The 26,030-nt window shown below is 65.9% G+C and carries 21 protein-coding genes; 20 read left to right on the top strand and 1 reads right to left on the bottom strand.

Going from position 1 to position 26,030, the window contains the following annotated elements; translation table 11 throughout:
• Positions 1–16: 16 nt before the first annotated feature.
• The 8 genes from L6Q67_RS08085 (at position 17) to L6Q67_RS08120 (ending at position 14,425) form a co-directional block, all read left to right on the top strand.
• Positions 17–1,630, top strand: coding sequence for a methyl-accepting chemotaxis protein (locus L6Q67_RS08085; RefSeq protein WP_296567880.1), 1,614 nt, complete (start codon positions 17–19; stop codon positions 1,628–1,630).
• A gap of 10 nt (positions 1,631–1,640) precedes the next feature.
• Complete coding sequence (locus L6Q67_RS08090; protein ID WP_296567882.1) at positions 1,641–2,189, top strand: chemotaxis protein CheW; 549 nt, start codon at positions 1,641–1,643, stop codon at positions 2,187–2,189.
• Positions 2,186–2,518, top strand: coding sequence for an STAS domain-containing protein (locus tag L6Q67_RS08095; protein ID WP_296567884.1), 333 nt, complete (start codon positions 2,186–2,188; stop codon positions 2,516–2,518). Before L6Q67_RS08090 ends, L6Q67_RS08095 begins: the two co-directional genes overlap by 4 nt.
• Before the next feature lie 47 nt (positions 2,519–2,565).
• The gene (locus tag L6Q67_RS08100; protein ID WP_296567885.1) at positions 2,566–4,296 is read left to right on the top strand and encodes an ATP-binding protein; all 1,731 of its coding nucleotides are present in this window, start codon (positions 2,566–2,568) and stop codon (positions 4,294–4,296) included.
• Positions 4,286–5,947 carry a SpoIIE family protein phosphatase gene (locus L6Q67_RS08105; RefSeq protein ID WP_296567887.1) on the top strand — a complete coding sequence of 554 codons (1,662 nt, stop codon included), beginning with the start codon at positions 4,286–4,288 and terminating at the stop codon, positions 5,945–5,947. Before L6Q67_RS08100 ends, L6Q67_RS08105 begins: the two co-directional genes overlap by 11 nt.
• 221 nt (positions 5,948–6,168) lie before the next feature.
• Positions 6,169–9,771 carry an EAL domain-containing protein gene (locus tag L6Q67_RS08110; RefSeq protein WP_296567891.1) on the top strand — a complete coding sequence of 1,201 codons (3,603 nt, stop codon included), beginning with the start codon at positions 6,169–6,171 and terminating at the stop codon, positions 9,769–9,771.
• Positions 9,768–13,766, top strand: coding sequence for a PAS domain S-box protein (locus L6Q67_RS08115; RefSeq protein ID WP_296567896.1), 3,999 nt, complete (start codon positions 9,768–9,770; stop codon positions 13,764–13,766). The genes L6Q67_RS08110 and L6Q67_RS08115 overlap by 4 nt, the downstream gene beginning before the upstream one ends.
• Before the next feature lie 26 nt (positions 13,767–13,792).
• A complete protein-coding gene (locus L6Q67_RS08120) occupies positions 13,793–14,425 on the top strand; it encodes a response regulator transcription factor (RefSeq protein WP_296567898.1) in 633 nt (210 codons plus the stop codon).
• Between the two features lie 36 nt (positions 14,426–14,461).
• On the opposite strand, the gene L6Q67_RS08125 is transcribed toward L6Q67_RS08120, so the two are convergent.
• The gene (locus tag L6Q67_RS08125; protein WP_296567900.1) at positions 14,462–18,022 is read right to left on the bottom strand and encodes a PAS domain S-box protein; all 3,561 of its coding nucleotides are present in this window, start codon (positions 18,020–18,022) and stop codon (positions 14,462–14,464) included.
• Positions 18,023–18,322: 300 nt separating this feature from the next.
• Between L6Q67_RS08125 and nifB the strand changes: the two genes are divergently transcribed.
• From nifB to L6Q67_RS08185, 12 genes are all read left to right on the top strand, one after another.
• Positions 18,323–19,894 (top strand): nitrogenase cofactor biosynthesis protein NifB, encoded by a 1,572-nt coding sequence (gene nifB / locus L6Q67_RS08130; protein WP_296567902.1) that lies wholly within the window; start codon positions 18,323–18,325, stop codon positions 19,892–19,894.
• 42 nt (positions 19,895–19,936) lie between these two features.
• The gene (locus tag L6Q67_RS08135) at positions 19,937–20,131 is read left to right on the top strand and encodes a 4Fe-4S dicluster domain-containing protein (protein ID WP_296567904.1); all 195 of its coding nucleotides are present in this window, start codon (positions 19,937–19,939) and stop codon (positions 20,129–20,131) included.
• Positions 20,132–20,133: 2 nt separating this feature from the next.
• Positions 20,134–20,517, top strand: a complete 384-nt coding sequence (locus L6Q67_RS08140) for an iron-sulfur cluster assembly accessory protein (RefSeq protein WP_296567906.1) — start codon at positions 20,134–20,136, stop codon at positions 20,515–20,517.
• A 13-nt stretch (positions 20,518–20,530) separates the two neighbouring features.
• Entirely contained in the window at positions 20,531–21,094 is a 564-nt protein-coding gene (locus L6Q67_RS08145; protein ID WP_296567908.1) for a hypothetical protein, read from the top strand.
• Positions 21,091–21,891 carry a 4Fe4S-binding leucine-rich repeat protein gene (locus L6Q67_RS08150; protein WP_296567910.1) on the top strand — a complete coding sequence of 267 codons (801 nt, stop codon included), beginning with the start codon at positions 21,091–21,093 and terminating at the stop codon, positions 21,889–21,891. The genes L6Q67_RS08145 and L6Q67_RS08150 overlap by 4 nt, the downstream gene beginning before the upstream one ends.
• Positions 21,884–22,225, top strand: coding sequence for a nitrogen fixation protein NifZ (locus L6Q67_RS08155; protein WP_296401856.1), 342 nt, complete (start codon positions 21,884–21,886; stop codon positions 22,223–22,225). Before L6Q67_RS08150 ends, L6Q67_RS08155 begins: the two co-directional genes overlap by 8 nt.
• Positions 22,226–22,229: 4 nt before the next feature.
• On the top strand, positions 22,230–22,484 hold the full coding sequence (locus tag L6Q67_RS08160) for a nitrogen fixation protein NifZ (RefSeq protein ID WP_296567913.1): 255 nt from the start codon (positions 22,230–22,232) through the stop codon (positions 22,482–22,484).
• Positions 22,485–22,510: 26 nt separating this feature from the next.
• Positions 22,511–22,846 (top strand): hypothetical protein, encoded by a 336-nt coding sequence (locus L6Q67_RS08165; protein WP_296567915.1) that lies wholly within the window; start codon positions 22,511–22,513, stop codon positions 22,844–22,846.
• 309 nt (positions 22,847–23,155) lie between these two features.
• Positions 23,156–24,295 carry a cysteine desulfurase family protein gene (locus L6Q67_RS08170; protein WP_296567917.1) on the top strand — a complete coding sequence of 380 codons (1,140 nt, stop codon included), beginning with the start codon at positions 23,156–23,158 and terminating at the stop codon, positions 24,293–24,295.
• A gap of 49 nt (positions 24,296–24,344) precedes the next feature.
• Positions 24,345–24,554, top strand: a complete 210-nt coding sequence (nifT, locus tag L6Q67_RS08175; RefSeq protein WP_296567919.1) for a putative nitrogen fixation protein NifT — start codon at positions 24,345–24,347, stop codon at positions 24,552–24,554.
• Complete coding sequence (locus L6Q67_RS08180) at positions 24,551–24,817, top strand: hypothetical protein (protein ID WP_296567920.1); 267 nt, start codon at positions 24,551–24,553, stop codon at positions 24,815–24,817. Before nifT ends, L6Q67_RS08180 begins: the two co-directional genes overlap by 4 nt.
• Positions 24,818–24,819: 2 nt before the next feature.
• Positions 24,820–26,016: a DegT/DnrJ/EryC1/StrS aminotransferase family protein gene (locus tag L6Q67_RS08185; protein ID WP_296567922.1), complete on the top strand. Its 1,197-nt coding sequence runs from the start codon at positions 24,820–24,822 to the stop codon at positions 26,014–26,016.
• The last annotated feature ends 14 nt before the right edge of the window (positions 26,017–26,030 follow it).

Raw genomic sequence — 26,030 nt, forward strand, 5'->3', positions numbered from 1 at the left:
AATGGAGATCAGGGAAATGTTCAAGAATCTGCGGATCGGTACCCGCCTCGCCATAGGCTTCGGCCTGACCGTGCTGATGATGGTGATCCTGGCGAGTGTCGCCTATGTCCGGATCAGTCAGCTCGGTGCTTCGATTGAAGACATCACGGAGGACAAGTATCCCAAGACGGTCCAGGCCAATGACATTCTCGGCAACATCAACGTGATCGCCCGGGCCATGCGCAACTCCCTGTTGGTCAGGACGCCGGAGGAGGCACAGAAGGAACTTGAGCGCCTCATCGAGGCACGCAAGAAGATCGCCGAGGCCTTCGACCGGCTCAAGGAAACCATCCGCTCGCCGGAGGGCAAGGCTCGCCTGGATGCGGCACTGGAAACGCGCCGGATCTACATTGCGGATCAGGATCGCTTCCTTGAATTCCAGAAGGCGGGCAAGCGCGATGAGGCAACGGATTTCCTGGTCCAGTCGGTGCGGCGCAGCCAGGGCGATTACATCAAGGCGGTCAATGAGCTGATTGTCTTCCAGGGTGGTTTGATGGCCGAGGAGGGACGTCGGGCCGGGGTCATGGCTGAGTCGGCACGCACCCAGATCCTGGTGCTGGCGGTGGTGGCCTTCCTGTTTGCCGCGGCCTTCAGCGTGTGGATCACCCGCTCCATCACCCGGCCCATCGCCGACTCCGTGGAGGCGGCCAATCGCTTGGCGGAAGGCGATCTGAGCGTCCACATCGAGGTGGATTCCAAGGACGAGATGGGGCAGCTCAAGGCAGCCATGAAGGGCATGGTGGACAAGCTCGCCCACATCATCGGGGAGGTGCGCAGCTCGGCCGACACCCTGTCGGCGGCGGCGGAGCAGGTCTCGGCCACGGCCCAGTCCCTCAGCCAGGGTTCGTCGGAGCAGGCGGCCTCCGTCGAGGAGATTTCTGCCACCGTCGAGCAGGCATCGGCCAGCGTCAGCCAGAACACCGAGAACGCCAGGGTCACCGATGGCATGGCCAGCAAGGCGGCGGACGAGGCTCAGGATGGGGGGCGTGCGGTGAAGGATACCGTGAGTGCCATGCAGGCCATCGCCGACAAGATCGGCATCATCGATGACATTGCCTATCAGACCAATCTGCTGGCCTTGAACGCCGCCATCGAGGCGGCCCGGGCTGGCGAGCACGGGAAGGGCTTTGCCGTGGTGGCGGCCGAGGTGCGCAAGCTGGCCGAGCGCAGCCAGGTGGCGGCCCAGGAAATCGGTGGCCTCGCCAGCTCCAGTGTGAAGCAGGCCGAGAAGGCAGGCAGCCTGCTCGATGACATGGTGCCCGTCATCCGCAAGACGTCCGAGCTGGTACAGGAGATCGCGTCAGCCTCGGCGGAGCAGTCCGGTGGCATCGCCCAGATCAACAGCGCCATGAATCAGCTCAACCAGGTGACCCAGCAGAGCGCGTCGGCATCGGAGGAACTGGCGGCCACGTCCGAAGAAATGGGTGGGCAGGCCGAGCAGCTGCAGCAGCTGATGAACTTCTTCCGCCTTGGTGCGGGTGAAGGAAGCCGGGCACCCGCCGCGGCCGCCGTGCGTCCCCGTGCGCAGCATAGGGGGCGTCAGGCGAAGCTGCAGCCTGTCGAGTCCGAGCTCGATTTCGTGCGTTTCTGAGGAGATCGGGATGGAGCATGTGTCCCACCTGCCGGCTGCGAGCGCCTCATCCGCGGGCAAGGCGGCCGGTCCGTGTCAGTACCTGACCTTCTCGCTGGAAGGGCAGATCTTCGGCATCGGCATCCTGCATGTGAAGGAGATCATCGAGTATGGCAGCCTGACCGAGATCCCCATGATGCCGCCGTCGATCCGTGGTGTGATCAACCTGCGCGGTGCTGTCGTGCCGGTCATCGACCTGGCCGCCCGCTTCGGCGGTGAGCCTACCGGCGTGGGGCGCCGGACCTGCATCATCATCATCGAGCAGCCCGAAGAAGACGGCTGCCGCGACATGGGCGTGGTGGTGGATGCGGTCAATGAGGTGATCGATATTCCCCTGTCCGACATGACACCACCCCCGGGCTTCGGTGCCCGGGTGCGTACCGACTTCATCGACGGGATGGGGCGGGTCGGGGGACGTTTCATCATCATCCTCAATGTGCCCCGGGTGCTGTCCGTCGAGGAGATGGCCCTGCTGGATGGGCTCGGCCAGGGGGCTTTGCCCGAGGGAGGTCGCTCGTGAGCGATGCCGCACCTTCCGGTGCCGATGGCGTCGAGGTGCAGCGTGTCGGCCATGTCTGTCTGATCCGCCCCCGCGGTCGTTTCGACTACAACCTGTACGGCGCCTTCCATGCGGCCGCTCAGCGTGCGCACGCCATGGACGGGGTGTCCGAATTTCAGGTGGATCTGGACGATGTTGTCTATCTGGACAGCAGCGCCCTCGGCATGCTGCTCAAGTTCCAGGCGGATATTCGGCCGACAGGTGGCAGCTTGACGCTCCTCCATGCCAAGGGGGTTGTCCGCGAAATTCTCGATATCGCCAATATCCAGGCGATCATCGCCTTGCGCTGAGGGGCCCTGAGGATGCTCGAATGCCGCCTGGAGCGCTGGTGATGTTCATGACGGAGACCCCATGGCTGATGCCCGGAGGGGCTGTCCTGATTGGCGTACTCATGGGCGTCTGTTCGTGGCTCGCGCGGCGCCTGCGGGACGCCCGGCGTCAACTCGCGGCATCGCGATCCGCCGAGGCGTCCGCAAGGCAGCGCTACGCACTCCTCGAGGCGATGTTCATGGCTGCCCCGGACGGCATTCTGCTGGCCGATGATCAGGGGTGCATTCTTCAGGTCAATCCCCGGCTCGTCGAGATGACCGGTTTCACGCCGGAGGCGCTTCTGGGGCAGAACCTGGAGATGCTCCTGCCTGAGCGCTTCCGGGGCATGCATCGACAGCAGGTGGCGGGCTATATGGCCGCGCCGCGGACCCGCGGAATGGCGTCGGGAAAGGATCTGCACGCCCGCAGGGCGGATGGCAGCGAGTTTCCGGCGGCGGTGTCCCTGAGCCCGGTGGTGCTGGATGGGCGCGGCTGCGTCATTGCGTCCCTGCGCGACGTGACGGAAAGAGTGTTGATCCAGGAGGCGCTCCGGACGGCCCTTCAGGCCGCCGAGGATGGCAGTCGTGCCAAGAGTGCCTTCGTTGCCAACATGAGCCACGAGATCCGCACACCGCTCAACGGAATCCTCGGCATGGTCGAGCTGATCCTGTCCACAGACCTTGAGCCCATTCAGCGCCAGTACCTGGACATCCTCAAGACCTCGGCCGAAAGCCTGCGTGGCGTTGTCAATGACGTGCTTGATTTCTCTCGTCTCAAGGCCGGCCAGTTGCATATCGAGGCCTTGCCCTTTGAACTGAGCAAGACCCTCTGTCAGGTGGCCAAGTCAATGGCGCCGGCCGCCCGTGAGAAGGGGCTGGAGATGTGTTGCGAGATTGCGCCGGAGGTGCCTTCGGTGGTGATTGGCGATTCGGCGAGGTTGCGCCAGATCTTATGGAATCTGCTGGGCAACGCATTGAAGTTCACTGCGTCCGGTGGGGTTTTCATCCAGGTCTCGGCGGACTCCCAGGGGGCAGGGGGCAATGGCCTCGCCCTGCACTTTTCGGTCAGGGACACCGGCATCGGCATTCCGGCCGAGCGCCACGAGCGGATCTTCGAGAAATACATGCAGGCGGAAGAGCACACCACCCGGGAGTACGGCGGCACCGGCCTGGGCCTCGCCATCTGCCGTCATCTGGTGAGCATGATGGATGGCGATCTGTGGCTGGAGAGCGCAGAAGGCCAGGGCAGCACCTTCCATTTCACCGCGCGCTTCGGCAGCTGCCCGGAGCTGCAGCCACCTGACTACCAGCACGTGTTCGAGGGGCGGATGATCGTGGTGGTGGACGGCCAGGCCACCCATCGCCGGATCCTCACGGATCTGTTGCGGCGAAAGGGTGCCGTGCTGCAGTCATTTGCTTCGGCGGCCGAAGCCCTGGTGTGGATCGAATCCGCCGAAGGACGGCTCCCCTGTGACCTTCTGCTGCTTGACGCCCGCATGTCGGGCATGAACGGCTTCGAGCTGGCGGCCTTGCTGGCCACTCGCGAGCGCTGGCGGCAGATTCCTGTCGTCATGATGAGCAGTGGCGAGTTGCGACCCCGGGATGCCCAGCGGGATTCCGCCGGGATTGTGGCCCACCTGGTGAAGCCGGTGTGTCGGGATGAACTGGTATTCGTTGCCGCTGGCATCCTCGCCGCGGGGGCTGTGAGTGGGGCATCGGGCAGGCCCCGGCCGCCCCTGGAGGGCTGTCATGCATCCTGATCTTGCGCTCCCCCTGCCGGTATTAACCGTATTGATCGTGGACGATGACCGGACCACCCGGCTCGTGGTGTCGGCCCTGGTGCGCGCCGCGGGACATCTTCCCCTGGAAGCGGACAGCGGCGAGGTGGCCCTGGGGCTCTTCGCCGGGGCACATGTTGACGTGGTGTTGATGGATGTGGTCATGCCCGGGATGGGCGGCTATTCGGCGGCTGCCCGGATCAAGGCGCTGGCCGGCGAGCGTTGGTTGCCACTGGTCTTTCTGTCGGGGCTCGGGGAGCGGGAGAGTCGGGCCCAGTGGATTGACGTGGGCGACGACTACCTCAGCAAGCCGGTGGACGCCCAGATCCTGACGGCGCGCCTGAGTTCCTTCCGGATGGCGATTGCCCAGGACAGGCATTCCAGGCGGGTGGCCGACGAGATGCTGCGCGAACAGCGCCTGGCCCGCCATCTCATGGAGCAGCTCGGCCTGCGCCGCAGTGCAGACGCCTTCCCCTGCATCGAGGTCCATTCGGAGGCAGCCTCCGTCAGTTCCGGGGATGCCATGGTGATCGAGGAGGAGGGTGAGCGGCTTCATCTCTTCGTGGCCGATGCCATGGGGCATGGGCTCGCGGCGGCCGTCAGCCTGTTGCCGGCGATCAGCATCTTTCGGGCGATGGCACAGAAGGGTTTCGGTCCTGATCTCATCGCTGCCGAGATCAACCTCAAGTTGCGGGAGATGCTGCCCCGCGAGCGCTTCATTTCCGGCGCGCTGATCCAGGTGGACCGACACCGAAATATGCTCTGGATATGTAACTGTGGCTTGCCTGCGCCCGTGCTGGTCGGGCCCGATGGACGTGTGTCGGCGCGCTTTCCGTCGCAGCTCCCTCCCCTTGGCGTACTCGAAGGCGAGCGCTTCGAGCGCGATGCCTACAGTCATCCCTGGGTGGCCGGTGAGCAGCTGGTGCTGTGGACCGACGGGTTCACCGAGGCTTTCGGGACAGATCAACTGGATGGCTTGCTGGCGGAGCACCTGAGGCCCGACGCGGCGCCGGGCGCTGTTCATCGGCTCTGGGACGCCCGCCTGACGTGCCCTACCGGCGATGATGCCTCTCTGGTGGTCATGCGCCTGAAGGCCGCGACCACGATGCCGGCGCCTGAGGCGGCGCTGGAAGCTGGCATGGACGCCCGCGGTGAAGTGCTGGGCCGGGTTGTCCTTCTGCCCCGCCAGTTGCGTGCCAGCCCGGGTGCCGGGCAGGTTCTGGCCATGTTCGCCGCCCTGGGGCTTGATGCCCTCGAGGGCGATCCACGGGCGGCGGTGGTGCTCTCCGAGCTGCTCTCCAACGCGATCGAGCATGGTGTGCTGGGTCTTGAGTCAAGCTTGAAGGCTCGAGGTGCGGAGGGCTTTGACGCGTACTACCGCCTGCGTGCCGAGCGTCTGGCGCGGCTGGAGGCCGGGTGGGTGGAGATCGAGATCCGGGCGGCTTCCGAGCCGGACTTCATCGAGATCGATGTTAAGGATTGTGGCGCGGGTTTTGATCCCGGGAGAACCCCGCGCGACCCCGGCCAGGACGGCGCAGGACGAGGCTTGCTCCTGCTGCGCGGGCTGTGCGAGCGGGTTGAGCAGCGGGAGGGCGGTCGGCGCACCGTCGTTGTTCTGAGGCTGACGTCATAAAACCCTGTCCGGAAAGAGCTTTTGGCCGGCGGCATTAAGCCTGAGGCTGAAAATGTAGTTTTTCCCCTACAGCTTGTAGTGGTATTTTCCGGGGCTTCTGTCCATTTCAACACTGCTCCGATCAATCGAAGTCATCAGGAATCCTGTACATGCAGGTCGCACCGCTGAACCCTTTTTTCTCGACGCTGAGAACGTGGACCCTGAGTTGGGGATGCGGTCTGGTGGCGATCCTGCTGCTCGCCCCGGCCTCCTTCTCCTTCGGTCATGGCTGGGTTGCCCTCCACACGGTGCTCGAGATCCTGGCGGTGACGGTATCGGCGATGCTTTTCATGGTCGGGCGCAATGCCCTGGTGATCAGCGGCTCCCAGGCGGGCTCCCACGTGGGCGGGCTGTTCCTGCTGGTGGCAATGCTCGATGTTGCCCACCTTCTGTCCTTCCCCGGCATGCCCGATTGGCTCACCCCCAATCAGGATGCAAAGTCCATTGCCTTCTGGCTTGCCGGCCGGCTGGTGATGGCTGCGGGGTTGTTGATCAGTGTTTCCCTCGATTGGTCGAAGCACGGCAGCGCCCGCATGCAGCGTGGAATGCTGGTGGCAGTGCTGGTTTCCGCCATTGTGCTCATTCCGGGTGTGGCTTGGCTGGCAGATGCCTACCCCAGGCTGTTCTGGGGTGGTGGGCTGACACGTCTGAAGATCGTGCTGGAGTGCGTGGTCATCGCCATCCTCGGCCTGGCCTTGCTGCAGGAAAGGCGGCGGGGTGCTTTGCCTGCGCCCTATTCCCGCAGGGGGATGACCGCGGCACTGCTGACCCTGATTGCCAGCGAGTGCTGTTTCGTTGCCTACACCCGACACAACGACGTGTTCATCCTGATGGGACACCTCTACAAGGTGCTGGGCTATTTCCTGCTGTACCGGACGCTGATTGGCGGAATGATCCGCGAGCCGCACCGCCGTCTCCTTGCCGCCGAGCAGATCGCGGCGCGCAAGGGCGAGGAGATGGAGGCCATCTTCATGTCGTCGCCCGATGGGGTGATCCTGGTCAGCGAAGATGGTGTGATCCTGCGGGTGAATCCCCAGTTCAGCAATCTGACCGGCTATCAGGAGGTGAGCGTTCAGGGTTTGCCCATCGAAGTGTTGCTGCCGGAACGTTACCGGGGGGCTCACCATGGAAAGCGCATGGGCTACATGGCGATGCCCCGGTCCCGGAGCATGGCCGGCGGCCAGGAGCTGTACGCACGTCGTCGTGACGGCAGCGAGTTTCCGGTGGATATTGCGCTCAGTCCGGTGATGCTGGATGAGCGTCGGTGTGTCATCGCCACCATGCGTGATGTCAGTGAGCGGATCCAGATGCACCGTCAGTTGCGGGAGAGCGAACTGCGGGTACGCAGCTTCCTCGACAACTCGGCTGACTGGGTGTGGGAGATGGATCCGGCGGGCGCCTTGACCTATTCCAGCCATCGGGTCATGGATCTGCTTGGCTACCGGCCCGATGAGGTGTTGGGGCGGAGCCTGTTTTCCTTCATGACCGAGGCCGATGCCAGCCAGCTCAGTTCGCTGGTCCGGGAAGTGGTGGTCCGCCGGGAGCCCTTGCTGCATCTGGACCATACCAACCGCAGCCGCTCCGGCGAGTTGCGCATGATGGAGACCAACGCCGCGCCCTACTTCGAGCAGGACGGGCGATTCATGGGCTATCGCGGGATCTCCCGGGATGTGAGCCACCAGCGGGCCCTGCAGAAGGCCCTGGAGAAGAGCGAGCGGATCTTCCGCCATGCCTTCGATGATTTCCCCACCGGAATGGCCTTTGTCGACTGCGGCGGGCAGGTGCTGAGGGTGAACACCTTCCTCGGTGAACTGCTTGGTTACGCACCCGGGGAGCTCGAGCAAGTGGCCCTGAGCAGCCTGTTTCCCGCCGATCAGCGTCTGAGTGTGGCACGGGACATCCTGGCTTTGTGCGAGGGCCGCCTGTCCCGCTACTCTGAAGAGATCAAGATGCTGCGCAAGGACGGGCAGCAATGTTGGGTCCGGGTTGCGGCAGCGTTGGTCGACGCGGCTGACGGTACGCTGGGCCCCCTGTTGCTGATGATCAGCGACATCTCGGTGGAGAAGGAGGCCACCAGCCACAACGCGCGCTTGCTGGCCATCATCGAACGGATGGGCGATGCCGTTGCCGTGGCCGACCGGGAAGGGCGGAATCTCTACCTCAATCCCTATGGCCGGACCATGCTGGGAATCGGCCTGAACGAGGATATTTCAAGCGAGTCCCTGGAGGATCACCACCCCAAGTCCGTCGCCCAGTTCATCCGCAACCGCGCCCTGATGCAGGCGGAGAAGCATGGTGTGTGGGAGGGCGAAACGGTCTGGCGCAGTCGTAGTGGCGAGGAGATCTCCACCTGGCAGGTGATCATGACCCACAAGGACGCCAATGGCGTCTTTGAGTACTGGACGTCCGTCGCCCGGGATATCCGCGAACGCAAGATGATGGAGGATCGCCTGTCTTTCCAGGCGACCCACGATGCCCTGACCGGCATGCCCAATCGCCTGTTGATGCGCGACCGGCTGCAGCAGGCGATCGCTGGAGCCAAGCGTGAGCGCAGGTTGATGGCAGTGGTCTTTCTGGACCTGGACAACTTCAAGCGCATCAATGACACCCTCGGCCATGCCCATGGCGACCAGGTCCTGCTGGAGGTGGCCAGCCGCCTGCGGGAGGTGCTGCGTAACAGCGACACGCTGGCGCGGCAGGGGGGCGACGAGTTCATCGCCTTGTTGCCCGGCCTCAGCACTGTGAACGACGTGGTCAGCATTGTCGAAAAGATGGTTGTGGCCCTGGGCAGAGTGATTGTCGTTGAGAGCCGGGAGATCTACGTCACTGCAAGCCTTGGGGTGAGTGTCTACCCCTTCGATCACGACAATGGTGATGAGCTGCTGCGCAAGGCTGACGTGGCCATGTATCGGGCGAAGGAGCAGGGTCGCAATGGCTACCAGTTCTACACCGCCGACATGGACGAGCGCTTCAACATGGATCTGCAGATGGAGGTGGATCTGCGCCATGGCATCAGCAGCGACGAACTCTTCCTGCAGTACCAACCCAAGGTGTCGCTGCTCTCCGGCCAGGTCACGGGCTTCGAGGCCCTGGTGCATTGGCGGCATCCGCAGCGGGGGGTTGTGTCGCCGGGTGAGTTCATCCCGATTGCCGAGCGCAGCATGCTGATCGCCCATCTGGGTGAGTGGGTGATCCGCGAAGCGTGCAGGCAAATCCGCGTGTGGCGTGATTCCGGTGAGGTGGCCCTGCCAGTGGCGGTGAATGTGTCGGCCCAGCAGTTCGAGTACATGGACGTGGCTCGCCTGGTCCGTGCGGCAATGGCGGATACCGATCTCGAAGGCGAGCTGCTGGAGCTCGAGATCACCGAGGGCGTGCTGATGCGGGACCCCCTGGCGACGGCACGTGCCCTGAACCAGATCAAGGGTCTGGGCGTGAATATCGCGGTGGACGACTTCGGTACCGGTTATTCGTCGCTGGGCTACCTGAAGCAGTTTCCGGTGGACGTGCTGAAGATCGATCGCTCCTTTGTGGATGAGGTGTCGACCAACCAGGACGATGCGGCCATCGTCCGGGCGATTGTCTCGATGGCCCACAACCTGAATATCCAGGTCGTCGCCGAGGGCGTGGAGACCGCGGAGCAGCTTGCTTTCCTGCAGGAGTGCGGATGCGACTTCGTGCAGGGGTATTTCTTCAGCCGACCGGTGGCACCGGCGGAGGCGGTGGCGTTTGCGGCGCGGGTCATGGGAGGACGTTCTGTGCCCGGCGGCGGAGGACTGCAGGCATGAGTGGCATTCGCCTCCTGGACAGGCTGGCGGGCCTGCACCGGTTTGTCGCAGGTCTTCTCATCCTCTTCGGGGGGCTGGCTGCCATTCTTCCGCTGGAGCAGATGCTTCCAGGGGGGTATCTGACGGGGCCCCATGCGGGGGGCGGGTTGATGCTGGCGGGGATTGCGGTGATTGCCGCTGCCTCGGCTCAGCGGTCGCGGCAACGTCTTGCCCTTGTTCTCGCGACCCTGCTGGTGCTTGATGGCTGCGCAGGCCTTTTGACCGTCCACGGCTGGATGACGCTTCCGGAATGGCCGGGCCGCATGAGTCTGGCTTCTTCCCTGGCTCTCGTGGCGGCGGGTGTCGCTGTCGCCGGGCTCGTCCTGGCCTGGTCACTGCTGGCCCAGCTGGCCACTCTGGGGGTCCTGGCGATTGCACTGATGACCATCCTCAGCCTGCTGCTGGGTGATTGCGCCGTCGGTCTGAGCCTGTCGGACGGTCGCGTGCAACCGGTCTCCACCTCGCTGGCGCTGGTCATGCTGGCGCTGGCGCTGGCGGGGGTCGGAATGCACAGGGGGGATTGGTGTGCCTTCTATCGTGATCGGGATGATCGTCGCCTGACCATGATCGGGGTGGTGATCGTCCTGTTGTCATCCCTGTTCGTCGGTGTGGCGGGGGTGAGCCTGACGGCCAGGGCCATGCTCGAGGCCTATGATGAAGCCCTGCTGGCGCGGGTGGTGGATCGCGCTTCGCGAATCAATCAAGGATTGGAGTTGGCGCGCGTCGATCTCGGCATGACGCTCGACCGTCTCGTCGCCGGGGAGGCTGCGGACGATGGTGCGGCCTTGTTGTCCCGCTATCGGAGCGTCGGTGGTGTGAGGCCGCCCGCGGCCTTGATCGCCGAGCGTGAAGGGGGGGGAAAGTGGAGCTACGGTATCCCGCTGAGCGAAGGCTTGCGCCTGCCCCTGGAGTGGGAGGGCGTCAGCCTGATCTGGGAGGCATCACCCAAGCTGATGCTGACTCGTCCGGTGCGCTACCGCGACGGCCGCCTGGGACGCGTATCGGCAGTTGTCGAACTGGGTGGTGCGGATACCGGTCTGTTTGGCCTGGTTTCATTCGGACGAACGGGCGAGGTCGTCTATTGCGCTCGTATCAACGATCGTTCCCAGTGCTTGCCCAGCCGCTTTGCTGCGGCGGCCTTCGTCGCCCCGGTGGAGATTCGGCGTACGTCCATACCCATGACGCGGGCCCTGAATGGCGAGAATGGCGTGATCATTGCGCCGGATTACCGGGGCGTGCAGGTGAAGGCGGCCCACATGTCCATCGGACGAAGCCTCGGTATCGTCGAAAAGGTGGACTTGAACGAGCTCATGGAGCCCACCCTGAGCTGGTTGTGGACAGCCGTGTGGCTGATTGGCGGAATGACTGCACTGGGGGGCTGGGCGCTTTACCGCACGGCGTTTCCCCTGGCCGGGGCCCTGCGGCGGCAGCGGCGCAAGTATGAGGCGATCCTCGACCACGCACCTTCCGCATTGCTGACGGTGTCGGCCGATGGCCGGGTTGAGCTGCTCAACACCCAGGCCGAAGCCCTGTTCTGCCTGTCTGCACGGTCGGATCACGTGAGCGGGCTGAGCAGTCTTGTCGACGATGCGTCGGTGGCGGCCTTCCTGCGCGAATGCACGGCGGGGAGTGAGCGCCAGGTACGTTGCCTGGCCCGGCGGGGGGATGCCCCCCCGTTGCAGGTCGATGTGCGCCTGATATGTGTCGACATCGACGGGCAGCGCCAGGTGATTGCAGCGCTTGATGACTGTAGTGAGCGCGCACGCCGTGACCATGAACTGGCCTGCTGGGAGCAGGTTTTCATGAATGCGGCCTGGGGGATTGCGGTAGGAGATGCAGAGGGCGTTCTGCTCAAGGATGTGAATCCGGCCTTTGCCCGCATGCATGGGTATGAGCGGGAGGCATTGATTGACCGCTCCATCGTCGACATGTTCGCGCCGTCAGAGCGGCAGGGCCTGACTGCCCACATTGCGCGGGCCCACGAAGTGGGTCAGTACCGCTTTGAATCCATGCATCTGCGCAAGGATGGCTCGGTCTTCCCCGTTCTGGTCGATGTGACCGTGATTTACCGGCCAGATGGTCAAGTCAGTGTGCGTTTTGTCAATGTTCAGGATATCTCGCACCAGAAGGAGATCGAGGGCTTGCTACGGGAGAGCGAGGAGGTGCGAAGCCTGCTCCTGGATATCCAGCGCGACATGGTATGCCGTTGGCAGCCTGACACTACGCTGATCTATGCCAACCGCGCATGTGCCGAGATGTTCGGAGAGAGTCAGGAAGGCATGGTGGGAAAACGCTGGGGCGAGCTGATGTGCCGGCAGATCGATGGGCCGGATGCCTTGCATGAGTTTCAGGCCACGCTCGCGGAGCTTGCCGCCCATCCACGCCGGATAGATTTGACCTTACCCATACGACATCCCAAGGAAGGGCGTCTGTGGGTGGAGTGGAGCCTGTTGCCGGTATACCGGGAGGGGCGCCTGCTCGAGGGGGTTCAAGTGTCCGGGATCGACGTCACGAACCGCAAGCTTGCGGAAGCGGCGCTGATGGAAAGCGAGAGCTCGTTCCGGGTCCTCTTCGATTCCCTGTTCCATTACACGGCCCTGCTGGACCGGGAGGGACGGTTTGTGGCCCTCAATCACCGAAGTGCCGAATTCCTCGGCGTGATGCCGGCACAGGTGATCGGGGTGCCAATCTGGGAGGTGGGGGCCGCCGCCCAGGTGGACGGCACGCCGGGCATTCTGTCCAGGGGCGTGGCGCGCGCTGCGGCAGGGGAGAGCGTACGCTTTGAGGTACAGGCGATGGATCGCAAGGGGGAAAGAGTCGTTCATGAATTTTCCATGCGACCGATTCCCGCTGAGGATGGTCAGATCAAGCATCTGCTCATGGAAGCCCACGACATCACGGAGTACCGCCGCCAGCAACGCCGTATCGAGGAGCGGGATGCCCGCTTCCAGGGCATGGCCGAAAGCATGCCCGGAATTGCCTTTGAATTTCAGCGCGAGCCCGGGGGGCGCATCCGCATGCTCTACGTGAATCGCAGCGTGCGGCTGTTGTGTGGAATGGACGCCGACGAACTCGAGTCGGGTTTTCACTCCATCCTCGATTGCCTGCACCCGGATGACCAGGAAGCCTTCATGGCGGCCGTGGCGCAAAGCGAGGCGACGCTCGGCGAACTGGAGTGGATCGGGCGCCTGTGTGGTGAACGGGACAGCTGGGTGAGCTTGCGGGCGATTCCCCGGCGCATCAATGGGCAAGTGGTGTGGACCGGTGTCGGCGTGGATATCACCGGAATGAAGGAAAAGGAACTGGAGATAGAGAACTCCCGTACGGCCCTGCGGGAGTTGGCGACCCACTCCGAAATGGTGCGGGAAGACGAACGTCGGCGAATGGCCCGTGAGGTGCATGATGAGCTGGGCCAGAATCTCACCGCACTGCGCATGGGGTTGGCGGTGCTGGGTGAGCGGGCCGGTGATCCGCGGCTTGTGGACGAATCATGCCGACTCAAGGGGCTCGTTGACCAGTCCATCCGAGTGGTCAGAGGCATCGCGACCACGCTGCGGCCGGCCGCCATGGACCTCGGGATTGCGGCCGCCCTGCGCTGGCTTTCCGGTGAGTTTGAAGTGAATGTCGGTCTGCCCTGTCTGGTCGATGTGGATGCCGGTTTGGTCATACCCGACGATGACCGCGCCACCGGTCTCTTCCGGATTGTTCAGGAGTCGCTGACGAACATTGCCCGCCATGCCTCGGCAACCCATGTGTGGATCCGCTTGCGCCGGATCAGCCGGCATCTGGTCCTGGAGGTGGGGGACGACGGCTGTGGATTCGACGCCTCACAGAACAGCGGTGGTTTTGGCCTGCTCGGCATGCGTGAGCGCACGCTCAGCCTGGGCGGCGAGATGACGGTCCACAGCAAGCCCGGCGAGGGCACGGTGGTGTCGGTACATATTCCCTTTAATTGAGGCTCTTCGTGCGAATCAGGATTTTGATGGCTGACGATCACTTTGTCGTCCGCCAGGGAATGCGCCAGATCATCGGTCTCTTTCCCGACATGGACGTGGTCGGTGAGGCCGCCGACGGTACAGAGCTGCTGAACGCCCTGGTCGACCGGGAGGTGGATCTGATCCTCCTCGACATGACCATGCCGGGTCTCAGTGGGGTCGACCTGATCGAGCGGATCGGCGTGCACCATCCCGGTCTCCCGATCCTGGTGTTGAGCATGCACAAGGAGGCTCAGATCGCTATTGGGGCGCTGAGGGCGGGAGCCAATGGTTATGTGACGAAGGACAGCGAACCCTCCACCCTGGCCGAAGCCATTCGCCGCGTGGCATCCGGCAAACGCTACGTGATGCCCGAGCTGGCAGAGGAGATGGTGTTCACGTCCCTGAACGAGCAGGCCACGCGCTTGAGCATCCTGTCGCCCCGGGAGCGGGAGGTGCTGGAGATGATCGTTTCCGGCGACTCGATGGTGCAGATTGCCGACAAGCTTCACCTCAGCGCCAAGACGGTGTCCACCCACAAGACCCGGCTGATGCAGAAACTCAACATACAGAACAACGCCGAGCTGATTCTTGTGGCTACGTCCGAGGGGATCCGGCCGCGTGCGCCTGTGCCTGACTGAGCCCGATTGTCTTCTCGTGCGCGGGAGCTCGCGCACCTAGCCTGAGGGAGGTGCCAGCGCGGCCTGGAGCCGGGCGAGGATGTCCGTCAGGCAGCCCTCCACGGCGGTGGTGCGAAGTTCGAGGGTCTCGGCATCCGCACCGTCGATGATGGCTGCTTCCAGGGCTGCCGCGCTCTGGCGGAGTGCCACCATGCCAAGGGTGGCGCTGGCGCCCTTGAGGGAGTGCACCACCAGTCGCGCCGAGACGCTGTCACCCGCGGCGAGATGGGCCCGAAAGCTGATCATCGTATCTGCGCGGGTATGCACGAACTGCTTGAGCAAGCGCACATACAGGGAGGTGCGTCCCCCGAGGTTGGTCAGGGCGAAGTGTGTGTCCAGCTCCGGGTGGGGGGGCAGTCGGGCAATGAGTGCCCCGTCTGAATCCGGTGCGAGTCCCGCGGGCAGTCCCTTCAGCGGCTGCTGCGCGACACCACCAGGCGCTGAGGGTGGCGGTGGCGGCAGCCATTTGAGCAGCGCGGTGTAGAGGGTGGCCGGGTCCACCGGCTTGGTGATGAAGTCCACCATGCCTGCAGCCAGGCAGCGTGCCCGGTCTTCGGAGAAGGCGTTGGCGGTCATGGCGATGACCGGCAGCTTGCGCTGCTCGGCGTGCTCGCGGATCAGCCGGGTGGCTTCGATGCCATCCAGCCGGGGCATCTGCATGTCCATCAACACCAGGTCGTAGCGGGCGCCGCGTACCTTGTCCAGCGCGTCGAGGCCATCCACCGCGGTGTCGGCCCGCAGGCCCACGGCGTCGAGGAGGTGCACCGCCACTTCCCGGTTGATGCTGTCGTCGTCCACCACCAGCAGGCGCACGCTGTTGCCTCGGGCGCGCAGCCGGGCTGCGGCTTCGTCCACCTCGGGCAGGCCGGTGGGGGTGATGGTGCCCTCGACGCCCGTCACGAACACCGCCGTGAACCAGAAGGTGCTGCCCTTGCCGGCTTCGCTGTCCACGCCGGCCTCGCCGCCCATCAGCCGGGCCAGGCGGCGGGTGATGGCCAGGCCCAGCCCGGTGCCACCGAAACGCCGGGTGGTGGACACGTCGGCCTGCACGAAACTTTCGAACAGGCTGGCCTGGGCCTCCTTGCTCAGACCGATGCCCGTGTCGCTGACTTCAAAGCGCACAGTCAGCCGGCCCTCCTGCCTGTCGACGATGCGGGCGCGGAGGCGAACGGCGCCGGAGGGGGTGAATTTGACCGCGTTGCTGGCCAGGTTGAGAAGGGCCTGACGCACCCGGGTGACGTCACCCCGCACCCACAGGGGCTCCTCCTCGCAGGATGCCTCCACCTGCAAGGCCTTGGTCCGGGCCGACTCGGCGATCATGGAGCGGACCTGGTCGAGCACGGCCGCCACCGGGAAATTGACGGTTTCCAGTTCGAGGCGCCCGGACTCGATCTTCGACAGGTCGAGGATGTCGTTGATGATGGTCAGCAGGTGCCGGGCCGAGGCGTCGATCTTGTGCAGGTAGTCGGCATCCCCCGGGTCGCGCCGGAGGCTGTTCTGCATCAGGTGGCACAGCCCCAGGATGGCGTTCATGGGGGTGCGGATTTCGTGGCTCATGTTGGCCAGGAAGGCGCTCTTGGCCCGGCTGGCCGCATCGGCCTGGGCCTTGGCCCGGACGAGCTCTTCAGTGCGTGAGGCGACCAGTTCTTCCAGGTGCTCACGGTGCTGGTCCAGCTCCCGGGCGAGGCGCTTTTTCTCGGTGATGTCTTCCTTGACGGCCACGTAGTGGGTCACCTGGCCGTCGGTGTCGAAAACAGGGCTGATCACGGCGAACTCGATGAACTCGCTGCCATCCTTGCGGAGGTTGGAGAATTCCCCCTTCCAGATGTGGCCGGCCTCAAGGCTTGCCCACAGTTCGGCGTAGAGGGGCGACGGAGTCTGGCCGGATTTCAGGATGCGCGGGTTCTGCCCCTGGACTTCTTCCCGGCTGTAGCCGGTGGAGCGCAGGAAGGCGTCATTCACATACTCGATCTCGCCGGACAGATTGGTGATGACGATGCTCTCGGGGCTTTGTTCGATGGCCATGGAGAGCTTGCGCAGCTCCGCCTCGGCCTGCACCCGCTCGGTGATGTCGTGGACGATGGAATAGAGCAGCTGACGTTCGCCAATGTCGATGGGGCCGCTGAAGCACTCCACATGACGGATCGAGCCGTCCGCCCGGCGGTGGTCGAACAGGAAGTGGTCCCGCTGGATGCTGCGGGCCCGCAGCATCACATCGTGGATCTGCTCGTGGCTGAGGGTGTTGATCTGGGTGATCTTCATGGCCCGCAGCTCGTCCTGCGTCCAGCCGTAGTAGTGGGCAGCGGCCTGGTTGGCGTCGATGATGGCTCCGTCCGCCGGGTCGATGATGAGCATCACCGAGCTGCTGTTCTCGAAGAAGCTCCGGTAGCGGTTCTCGCTCCGGGCAATGGCGTGCATCCGGGATTCCAGGTCGTGGTTGAGGCTGGCCAGCGCCAGCCGGTCGGCGTCCTCCTGGGCGGCACGACGCCGGAGCTCTGCCACCATGGTGTTGAATCCCCCATTCACCCGGGCCAGCTCGGGGGGCAGCCCGTCGGTGGGGAGGCGTAGATCCAGCTCGCCACAGCTCACCTTCAGGGACGCATCGGTGAGGCGGACGATCCAGTTCTCCACCAGGTGATGGAGAACGTAGCGGGCGAGGAGCAGGGACGCCAGTGCGGTACAGGCCAGCAGGCCAATCCGCCACCACAGGCCCTCGTTGATCTCCTGCAGCACCTGTCCGATGGGCGCGCCCACGCTGACGAAAAGTGCACCGCCCGCCAGTTCCACCGGTGCCAGGATGAAGAGCCGCTCCACGTCATCGAGGCCATGCATCACGATGCGTCGCTCCCCGGCCTCAAGGGCTGCGATCAGCCGGCTGCGGTCGTCGGGATTGAGGCTTGTGCCGCGCCAGCGCTCCGGTTCGGGATAGCGCGAGATGATCTCCCCTTTGGCCGAGAACAGCACGGAGGCCCATCCCTCCGGCAGGATGTAGCTGGCGGTCAGGCGGTCGAACCAGGTGATGTCGGTGGCTGCGAACACGGCCGCCCGGAACCGTCCATCGGCGTCCGTGACGGGATAGCCAAAAGTGATCCCGGGCTTGCCGGTGATCTTGCCGGTGAGGAACTGCCCGGCATTGAGGTCGGTGCTCGTCCTGGCGGCGCGAAACCAGTTCCGTTCACTGACGTTGACGGGGGCGGTGAGGGGCAGGGAGCTGCAGAAGACCGACCCCTCCGCCGTGGCGGCTCCGATGATGGTGATGTCGCTCACTGACCGGAGCAGGCGCTCGGCCAGCCCGTTGCAGGCCTCGGGGTCCAGGTCCTTCAGGTCGTTGGCATGGGCCATGGTGGACAGCAGCTGTTTCACCTGGCGGCGGGCGGCGGCCTCCTCGATGCGCGCGCTGCGCACCATGGTCAGGGCCCGCTGTTCGATGTCGGCGACAGCTTTCTCCCGCTCCACGCGGTAGTCGTGAACGACCAGCACGGCCAGGGGGGCCAGGGTCAGCAGCAGGATCAGCCACAAGCGATGGCTGAGAGAGGGGTTGCGGAGCACGGAGTCCACCCGGTCAGGGGCCGATTAGCTGATGGATATCAGCGGATTATGCGCCACTGCCTGTCACCCGCGGCATCCGTGTAAACCGCGGTGGCCGCCTCCACCGTTCCGCGTCTGTCCGCTTTGTCGCAAGCCCGACATGCCCCCCGGGGCCGGCCGCCGATTGTCTCGACCGCGACATTCGAGAATTTCCACGAAACCAGGCAAGTTAATGATCTGAAACAGGAATTTTGTCTGGCATGGATCTGGCTATCTGTCTCTCAAACGAGACCTATACGTCCCCCCGAACAGAGACAAGGAGCCGCCCCCATGCAAAGCGCCTATATCAGCCTTGGTGACCTGAAAGCCAATCGCAACGCACTGGCCGAGCCCGTCGCCAGTGAATCCGCCGGGGGCTGTTCCAGCTCCGGTGGTGCCGGCAAGTCCAGCTGTGGTTCGTCGGGTGGCCCCGACGACATGCCCAGCGAGATCTGGGACAAGGTCAAGAACCACCCCTGCTACTCCGAGGAGGCCCACCACCACTTTGCCCGCATGCACGTGGCGGTGGCGCCGGCCTGCAACATCCAGTGCAACTACTGCAATCGCAAGTACGACTGCAGCAACGAGAGCCGCCCCGGCGTGGTCAGCCAGAAGCTGACGCCCGACCAGGCGGTGAAGAAGGTGCTGGCGGTGGCCAGCGAGATCCCGCAGATGACAGTGCTCGGCATCGCTGGCCCCGGCGACGCCCTGGCCAATCCGAAGAAGACCTTCGACACCATGCGCCAGCTCACCGAGAAGGCGCCGGACATCAAGCTGTGCCTGTCCACCAACGGCCTGGCCCTGCCGGAGATGGTGGACGAGATCTGCAAGCACAACATCGACCACGTCACCATCACCATCAACATGGTGGACCCGGAGATCGGCGCCAAGATCTATCCGTGGATCTTCTGGAACCACCAGCGGGTCACCGGCGTCGAGGCCGCGCGCATCCTGCACGAGCAGCAGATGAAGGGCCTGGAGATGCTCACCGCCCGCGGCGTGCTCACCAAGATCAACTCGGTGCTGATCCCGGGCATCAACGACGAGCACCTGATCGAAGTGAACCGCGAGGTCAAGAAGCGCGGCGCCTTCCTGCACAACATCATGCCGCTGATCAGCGAGGCCGAGCACGGCACCCACTTCGGCCTCACCGGCCAGCGCGGCCCCAGCGCCCAGGAGCTGAAGGCCGTGCAGGACGCCTGCATGGGCGGCGCCAACCTGATGCGCCACTGCCGCCAGTGCCGCGCCGACGCGGTGGGCCTGCTGGGCGAAGACCGCAGCGAGGAGTTCACCCTCGACAAGATCGAGGAGATGGACATCGTCTATGACATCGACAAGCGCCGCGCCTACCAGGAGAAGGTCGAGGCCGAGCGCCAGGCCCAGCACCAGGCCAAGGTGGACGCCCTGGCCGATGCGCTGGACGCCAGCCTGATCGCCGGCCAGGAAGACCTCAAGGTGCTGGTGGCCGTGGCCACCGAAGGCCAGGGCCGGGTCAATCAGCACTTCGGCCACGCCACCGAATTCCAGATCTTCGAAGTGAGCCGCAAGGAGGCCCTGTTCGTCGGCCACCGCCGCGTCGATCTGTACTGCCAGGGCGGTTACGGCGAGGACGAGCAGCTGCCCTCCATCGTCAATGCCATCAACGACTGCCACGCCGTGCTGGTCTCCAAGATCGGCGCCTGCCCCCGCGATGAGCTGAAGGCCGCCGGCATCGAGCCGGTCGAGGAGTACGCCCACGAGTTCATCGAGAAGGCCGCCCTGACCTGGTTTGCCGACTACTGCACCCGGGTGGCCAGCGGCGCCATTGCCCACCAGGAGCGCGGCGACGCCCGCATCCGCCAGGGCGCCGTGATGGCGGCCTGACTACCCGACCCGTTCCATACCCACTACCGCTAGGAGACCATCATGGCCCTCAAGATCATCGGTTCCACCTGCTCCGGTTGCTCCGCCTGCGACCCGGAATGCCCCAACGACGCCATCCGTGAAAAGAGCGGCGTCTTCATCATCGACCCGGCCAAGTGCACCGAGTGCGAAGGCCACTACGACACGCCCCAGTGCGTGGCGGTGTGCCCGGTCGATGGCTGCATCGTGAAGGCCTGATCATGCTGCCCAATGTGATTGTGAATCCGGCCGCCGAAAAGTTCATGCGCCGCATGGTGCGTTTTGCGGGCCAGGGCGAGGGCGCCGGCTTTCGCCTTACGGTAAGTGCGGGCGGCTGCTCGGGCTACAGCTCCGAGTTCACCGTCGAGGGCGCGCCCCTGGCCGGTGACGAGGTGCTGGCGGTCGGCGATCTCAAGCTCTTCCTGCCGGCCGAATCGCGGCTGATGCTGGATGGCGTGACCATCGACTTTTCCGACACCCCCACCGCCAGCGGTCTGACCTTCTTCAACCCCAACGCCGGTGCCTGTGGCTGCTCCTCCAGCAGCACCAGCGCGCCGCCGCCGGGGGTGGTGAAGGTAGACATCGGCTCCATCCGGCGCAGCTGAGGCGGGAGTGAGCATGTCGACCAGCGGATCGCCCGGTGTCACCCCCGGCTTCGAGGACGCCGTCCTCGGGGCCGGGCTGACGCCTGCTGTGGAGGCGCTGATCGACAAGGCCGGCCGCGCCGGCATCGGCGACGAGGGTGCGCTGGAGATGCTGCGGCGGGCCCGTGCCCTGGCACCCGCACACCCCGCGCCGCTGATCGCCCACTACCGTTTTCATTTCTACGCCAACCGCCTGCCCGAAGCCCGGGCCGTGGCGCTGGAGGCCATCGCCCTGGCGGCCGCCCAGCTCGGCCTGCCGGCTGACTGGCGCCAGGTGCAACCCCTGGTGGAGTGGGGCCCCGGCCGCCTGGCCGAACTGCGCGCCCACGCAGTGGCTCCACGCTTCTATCTGTTTGCCCTGAAGGGCTACGCCTACCTCAGCCTGCGCCTCGGCGAGGCGGAGGAGGGCGCCGCCGTGCTGGCCCTGCTCGAACAGCTCGACCCCACCGACAGCCTCGGCCACCGGGTGCTGGGGGCGGTGCTGGCCCGGGCCGGGCGCGACGTGGACTACGACGAACCCCTGGAGGCCGCGCCATGAACACGGCCACCCGGGATGGCGCCGCCAGCTGGACTCCGAACGAGCCGCCCAGCGTGGACTGGCTCGGCCGCAATCTGGACTGTGGCCGCTGCGTCAATCAGGGCTTGCTGGCCGGCGGCAAGTGTCAGCCGGCTTTCTCCTGCGTCTTCGATCGCTACGCCAAGCGCATCGACCGTTTCTTCCGCTGGAATCCGGGGCTGGCCAACGACTACCTGGAGTACCCGTATTTCGAGGTGCGCGCCGTGGCCTCCCGCTCGGCCGACGTGTTCCGCCTGGTCGGGCTGATGCACGACCCGGACGAGACGGTGCGCCTGCACGTGGCCTTGCGCCTGCCCCAGCGATTGCTGGCCGAGCTGCGCAAGGACCCCGACCGGGAGGTGCGCATCCGGGTCGCCCATCGCCTCGACGCCAACATGCTGGTGGAGATGGCCGACGACCCGGACTACTTCGTGCGCAAGCTGGTGGCTCAGCGCCTGCCGCTGCCGCTCCTGCCGCGCATGGTGGCCGACCCCGACCAGGAGGTGCGCCTGGCCGTGGCGGCGCGCCTGCAGGTGCCGGCCCTGCTGGCCCTGCGCAATGACCCGGAGGTGGCTGTGCGGCGGGCGGTGGTGCATCGCCTGCCGGTCGGCCTGCTGCCCGAAATGGCCGGCGACCCGGCCTGGGAGGTGCGCTGGGAAGTGGCTCAGTACGCCGACCCGGCCCTGGCCCGGCGCCTGCTGCTCGACGCCGAGGCCGAAGTCCGCGACGCGGCCCGTGCCCGTCTCAACACCCTTGAACCGGAGGCCCGCCATGGGTGACATCTCCCGCGACAGCGACGTCATCGAGCTTGAAGGCCCCCCCCAGTTCGACTTCGGCGAACGGGTGGTGAGCCGCTACAAGGTGCGCAACGACGGCACCTACCCCGGCAAGGATGTGGGTGAGGTGCTGGTGAACAAGGGGGACGTGGGCTACGTCACCTCGGTGGGCACCTTCCTGCAGCAGTTCTACATCTACGCCGTCGAGTTCGTCTCCACCGGCCACAAGGTCGGCATGCGCGCCCGTGAAATCGTGTCCCTCGACAAGTTGCCGCCCCATGTCGCCGAAGCCCTCGGCGGCGACAAGGTGGCGCAGCTCGCCCACATCAAGGAGTAAGGCCATGCTCGAACCGCGCGAACCGAAATACCAGTGGGGCCAGCAGGTCACCGCCACCGCCGACCTGTTCAATGACGGTAGCCACCCGGAGGTGCCCGAGGACGAGCTCATCGTTGCGGCCGGCACCGCCGGCGAGGTGGTGCAGATCGGCCACCATGAGGAGGCCAACATCCCCGTCTATATCGTTGAGTTCGGCGCTGCCGAAGGCCGCTCCGGCCGCGTGGTGGGCTGCCTCGAAGAGGAGCTGGCGGCGGCCTGAGCGTCGCCCGCCGCGGAGGCCGCCCGATGATCCGCCAAGCCAGCGTCACCGGGCCCGGCGAACTCGTCCGCCGGCGCATCCTGCGCGAGCTTGAGGGGCGCAGCCGCTACCGCTACGTGCAGCCGGAGGTGGCCTGGTGCGACGACGGCTGGCTGATCCGCAGCCCGTGCTGCTCCCGCAACGTGGACCCCGATGGTGGCGTGATCGACATCGCCCGCCTGGAACACCCCGAGCCCGACGTGTGGCGCCTGTATGCCCGTGACCACGCGGTGGGGCGCTGGATCTGGCAGGCCAGCGCGGCGCGCATCGAGGAGCTGCTGGCGCTGGTGGTGGAGGACGCACACCGGGTTTTCTGGCCATGAGGAGGGGGCGATGAAGCGGGTTTTGCTTGGTTGCGCTAGCGCGATGGGGGATTTCCCGATTGTCGCGTTACGTTGGCCGGGTCTCGCCCCGGCGGGCACCGTGCCTTTACTGATATCGGATGCGGTGGCGGGAGGGCACCCCCGCAGGGGGCGCGACAGCGGGGCACGCTTCTTTGCCTTCTTTCTTGTCGTGCAACAAGAAAGAAGGTCGCCCGCCGGGGCGAGACCCGGCCAACGTCACGCCAAACATCGGGGTGCTCCTCTGAAACGGCAGTCCATCGGCGCCATCAGCCCACAGGACAACCTCTCATGATCTACCTCGACAACAACGCCACCACCCGCCCGCTGCCCGCTGTCGTGGCCGCCATGCACGAGGCGCTGACCCAGAGCTGGGGCAATCCCTCGTCGAAGCATGGGGCGGGCGAGCAGGCGCGCAGCCGGGTCACCGAGGCCCGCGCCGCCGTGGCCAGCCTGCTCAGGGCCCAGCCGGCGGAGCTGGTGTTCACCGCCAGCGCCACCGAGGCCAACGCCATGGCCCTGCACGCGGCCCTGGCCGTGCCCGGGGTGCCGCGCCGGGTGGTGCTGTCGGCGGTGGAGCATTCCGGGCTTGTGCATGTGGCCAAGGCGCTGGCCGGGCAGGGCGTGGAGGTTCAACGCCTGCCGGTGGATGAGCGCGGTGTGGTCCTCACCGAAGCCCTGCCGGCCCTGCTGGAGGGTGGGGCGGCCCTGGTGTCGGTGATGGCGGCCAACAACGAGACCGGAGTGATCCAGCCGGTGGCCGAGGTGCTGCGTCTCGCGAGCGCGGCGGGCGCCCCGGTGCATGTGGATGCCACCCAGGCGGCGGGGCGCATCCCCATTGATTTCACGGACCTGGGCGCGCGCTTTCTCAGCGCCTCGGCCCACAAGCTGCACGGGCCCAAGGGCGCGGGCGTGCTGGCGGTGAAGAAGGGCGCGCCCTTCGAATCCCTGCTCCCCGGCTACCAGGAGCGCAAGCGCCGGGGCGGCACCGAGAACGTGCCGGGCATCGTCGGCTTTGGTGTGGCGGCCCGCCATGCGGAAGCTGCCCTCGCCGACGCCTCGCGCCTGGCTGCCCTGCGCGACGCCCTCGAGGCGGGCCTGGGCGAAGCCTTGCCGGGTGTGCGGGTGTTCGGTGCCGGTGCGCCACGCCTGCCCAACACCGCCTGCGTGGCCTTCGGGCTGCTCGACGCGGATGTCGTGCTGCAGCGCCTGGCGCGTGCCGGCATCTGCGCATCCAGCGGCTCGGCCTGCAGCTCGGGGGGCACCGAGCCCTCTCCGGTGCTGCTGGCCATGGGCGTGGAGGTGGCCGCCGCGCGTGCGGCCGTGCGCTTCTCCCTGTCCGCCGACACCACCCCGGCCGAGATCGCCCGCGTCATCGAAACCCTGCAGGCCGCCCTGACACCGCTGCTGGCTGAAGCCGCCAGTGCATGACCCCATGACCCGTACCTGAACCCCATTACTCAACTTCCGGAGCCCCACCATGAAAGTCATGCTGCGCAACACCCCCCAGGGCCTGTCGGCCTACGTGCCCAAGAAGGATCTGGAAGAGCCCGTCGTCGCCCAGGAAAACCCTGCCCTGTGGGGCGGCACCATCACCCTGGCCAATGGCTGGATCCTGGCCCTGCCCGAGATGGCCGCCGAAACCCGCCTGCCCATCACGGTCGAGGCGCGCAAGGTCGGAGGTGAATGATGGCCCTCACCCCCGACGATCTCACCACCCTGGCCAGCCTCGGCAACACCGCGCCCGACGTCGCCGCCCTGGCGGCGGAGGCCCGCACCCGCTGGCGCGGCATGCGTGTCACGGTGGTGGATGCCCTTGATGTGCGGGGGGAAACCCCGGCCCTCGAAACCGCATCCGCCAATGTCTTCCTCATGGGCTGCGACGGTCATTGCTGGTCGATGACCGCCGACCCCGCCGCCGCTGCCGGCCTCGTGCTGGCGGCCAGGAGCTGATCATGGATGCCGCCGTCACCCCCGTGGATGTGGACCACGACGAGGACTGGATCCTGCTGACCGACCCGGACGTCAGCGGCCGCGAACTGGAGCGGGTGATCCGGGCCCTGCGCAGCTCCCGCTTGTCCGCCGGCCCCCTGGTGGAGGAGTTCGAGGCCGAATTTGCCGCCCACCATGGCCGCGCCTACGGGGTGGCCACCGGCAGCGGCACCATAGGCATGTGGCTGGCCCTGCGGGCCCTGGGCATCGGCCCGGGGGACGAGGTGGTGGCCTGCAGCTATGGCTGGCACCAGACCGCCCACGCCATCCTGCTCGCCGGGGCGACCCCCAACTTTGCCGAGATCGACTACTGGTCGGGCTGCATCTCCCCGTCGGCCGCTGCCGAGCGCATCGGGCCAAAGACCAGGGCCATCATCGGCAACAACTGCAACGGCCATCCGGCGGCCTGGAAGGCCCTGCGCCAGCTGGCCGAGTCCCGCGGGGTGGCGCTGCTGGAGGACTCCACCGAGGCCATCGGCTCGCGCTACCTGGGCAAGCCGGTGGGCAGCTTTGGCGACCTGTCGGTGTTCGATTTCTCCCAGCCCGGCGCCCTGTGCTGTGGCGAGGGCGGCATGGTACTCACCGATGATCCCCACCTGGCCACCGAGCTGCGCTACCTGCGGGCCCACCGCCTGTCCGATCGCACCTCCGTGTCCATCGGCAGCCGCGTGCCCCTGCAGGGTGGCATGAGCGATCTCACCGCCGCCCTGGGCCTGGCCCAGCTCGAGCGCATCGACGAGATCCTGGCCCGCCGCAAGCAGGTCGAGGCCTACTACCGGGACGAGATGCAGAGCTTCGAGGGCATCAAGCCCCCTTACCTGGGGCCCGACGTGGATGAGGTGCACTGGATGCTCTACGTGGTGCACCTGGGCGCCCGCTTCAGCGCCAGCTCCCGCGCCCAGATCGTCGATGACCTGGAGGCCGACCTCATCGAGGCCGCCCCCTTCAGCGCCCTCATGCACCAGCAGTTCGCCTACCAGGCTTTGGGTGAGGCCTACAACTGCAAGCGCGGCTGCCTGAAGAACACCGAACGCATTGGCGACCGCTCCCTGGCGCTGCCCTTCTACGGGCAACTGGGCCCCGACGAGGTCCGCTTCCTGGTCAAGACGCTCAAGGACGCCTGCACCAACGTGGGCGCCGGCGCCGCGATCTATCTGTAAGACACTCGAGGTTC

The organism is Zoogloea sp. (assembly GCF_023150065.1).
Lineage (GTDB): Bacteria > Pseudomonadota > Gammaproteobacteria > Burkholderiales > Rhodocyclaceae > Zoogloea.

Excerpts from the sequence above, each read along its gene's own strand:
- L6Q67_RS08170 (WP_296567917.1), top strand. The coding sequence starts at position 23,156 with ATGATCTACCTCGACAACAACGCCACCACCCGCCCGCTGCCCGCTGTC.
- L6Q67_RS08105 (WP_296567887.1), top strand. The coding sequence starts at position 4,286 with ATGCATCCTGATCTTGCGCTCCCCCTGCCGGTATTAACCGTATTGATC.
- L6Q67_RS08085 (WP_296567880.1), top strand. The coding sequence starts at position 17 with ATGTTCAAGAATCTGCGGATCGGTACCCGCCTCGCCATAGGCTTCGGC.
- L6Q67_RS08100 (WP_296567885.1), top strand. The coding sequence starts at position 2,566 with ATGACGGAGACCCCATGGCTGATGCCCGGAGGGGCTGTCCTGATTGGC.
- nifT (WP_296567919.1), top strand. The coding sequence starts at position 24,345 with ATGAAAGTCATGCTGCGCAACACCCCCCAGGGCCTGTCGGCCTACGTG.
- L6Q67_RS08145 (WP_296567908.1), top strand. The coding sequence starts at position 20,531 with ATGTCGACCAGCGGATCGCCCGGTGTCACCCCCGGCTTCGAGGACGCC.
- L6Q67_RS08135 (WP_296567904.1), top strand. The coding sequence starts at position 19,937 with ATGGCCCTCAAGATCATCGGTTCCACCTGCTCCGGTTGCTCCGCCTGC.
- L6Q67_RS08115 (WP_296567896.1), top strand. The coding sequence starts at position 9,768 with ATGAGTGGCATTCGCCTCCTGGACAGGCTGGCGGGCCTGCACCGGTTT.
- L6Q67_RS08160 (WP_296567913.1), top strand. The coding sequence starts at position 22,230 with ATGCTCGAACCGCGCGAACCGAAATACCAGTGGGGCCAGCAGGTCACC.
- L6Q67_RS08180 (WP_296567920.1), top strand. The coding sequence starts at position 24,551 with ATGATGGCCCTCACCCCCGACGATCTCACCACCCTGGCCAGCCTCGGC.
- L6Q67_RS08090 (WP_296567882.1), top strand. The coding sequence starts at position 1,641 with ATGGAGCATGTGTCCCACCTGCCGGCTGCGAGCGCCTCATCCGCGGGC.
- L6Q67_RS08150 (WP_296567910.1), top strand. The coding sequence starts at position 21,091 with ATGAACACGGCCACCCGGGATGGCGCCGCCAGCTGGACTCCGAACGAG.
- L6Q67_RS08120 (WP_296567898.1), top strand. The coding sequence starts at position 13,793 with ATGGCTGACGATCACTTTGTCGTCCGCCAGGGAATGCGCCAGATCATC.
- L6Q67_RS08185 (WP_296567922.1), top strand. The coding sequence starts at position 24,820 with ATGGATGCCGCCGTCACCCCCGTGGATGTGGACCACGACGAGGACTGG.
- L6Q67_RS08165 (WP_296567915.1), top strand. The coding sequence starts at position 22,511 with ATGATCCGCCAAGCCAGCGTCACCGGGCCCGGCGAACTCGTCCGCCGG.
- nifB (WP_296567902.1), top strand. The coding sequence starts at position 18,323 with ATGCAAAGCGCCTATATCAGCCTTGGTGACCTGAAAGCCAATCGCAAC.
- L6Q67_RS08140 (WP_296567906.1), top strand. The coding sequence starts at position 20,134 with ATGCTGCCCAATGTGATTGTGAATCCGGCCGCCGAAAAGTTCATGCGC.
- L6Q67_RS08155 (WP_296401856.1), top strand. The coding sequence starts at position 21,884 with ATGGGTGACATCTCCCGCGACAGCGACGTCATCGAGCTTGAAGGCCCC.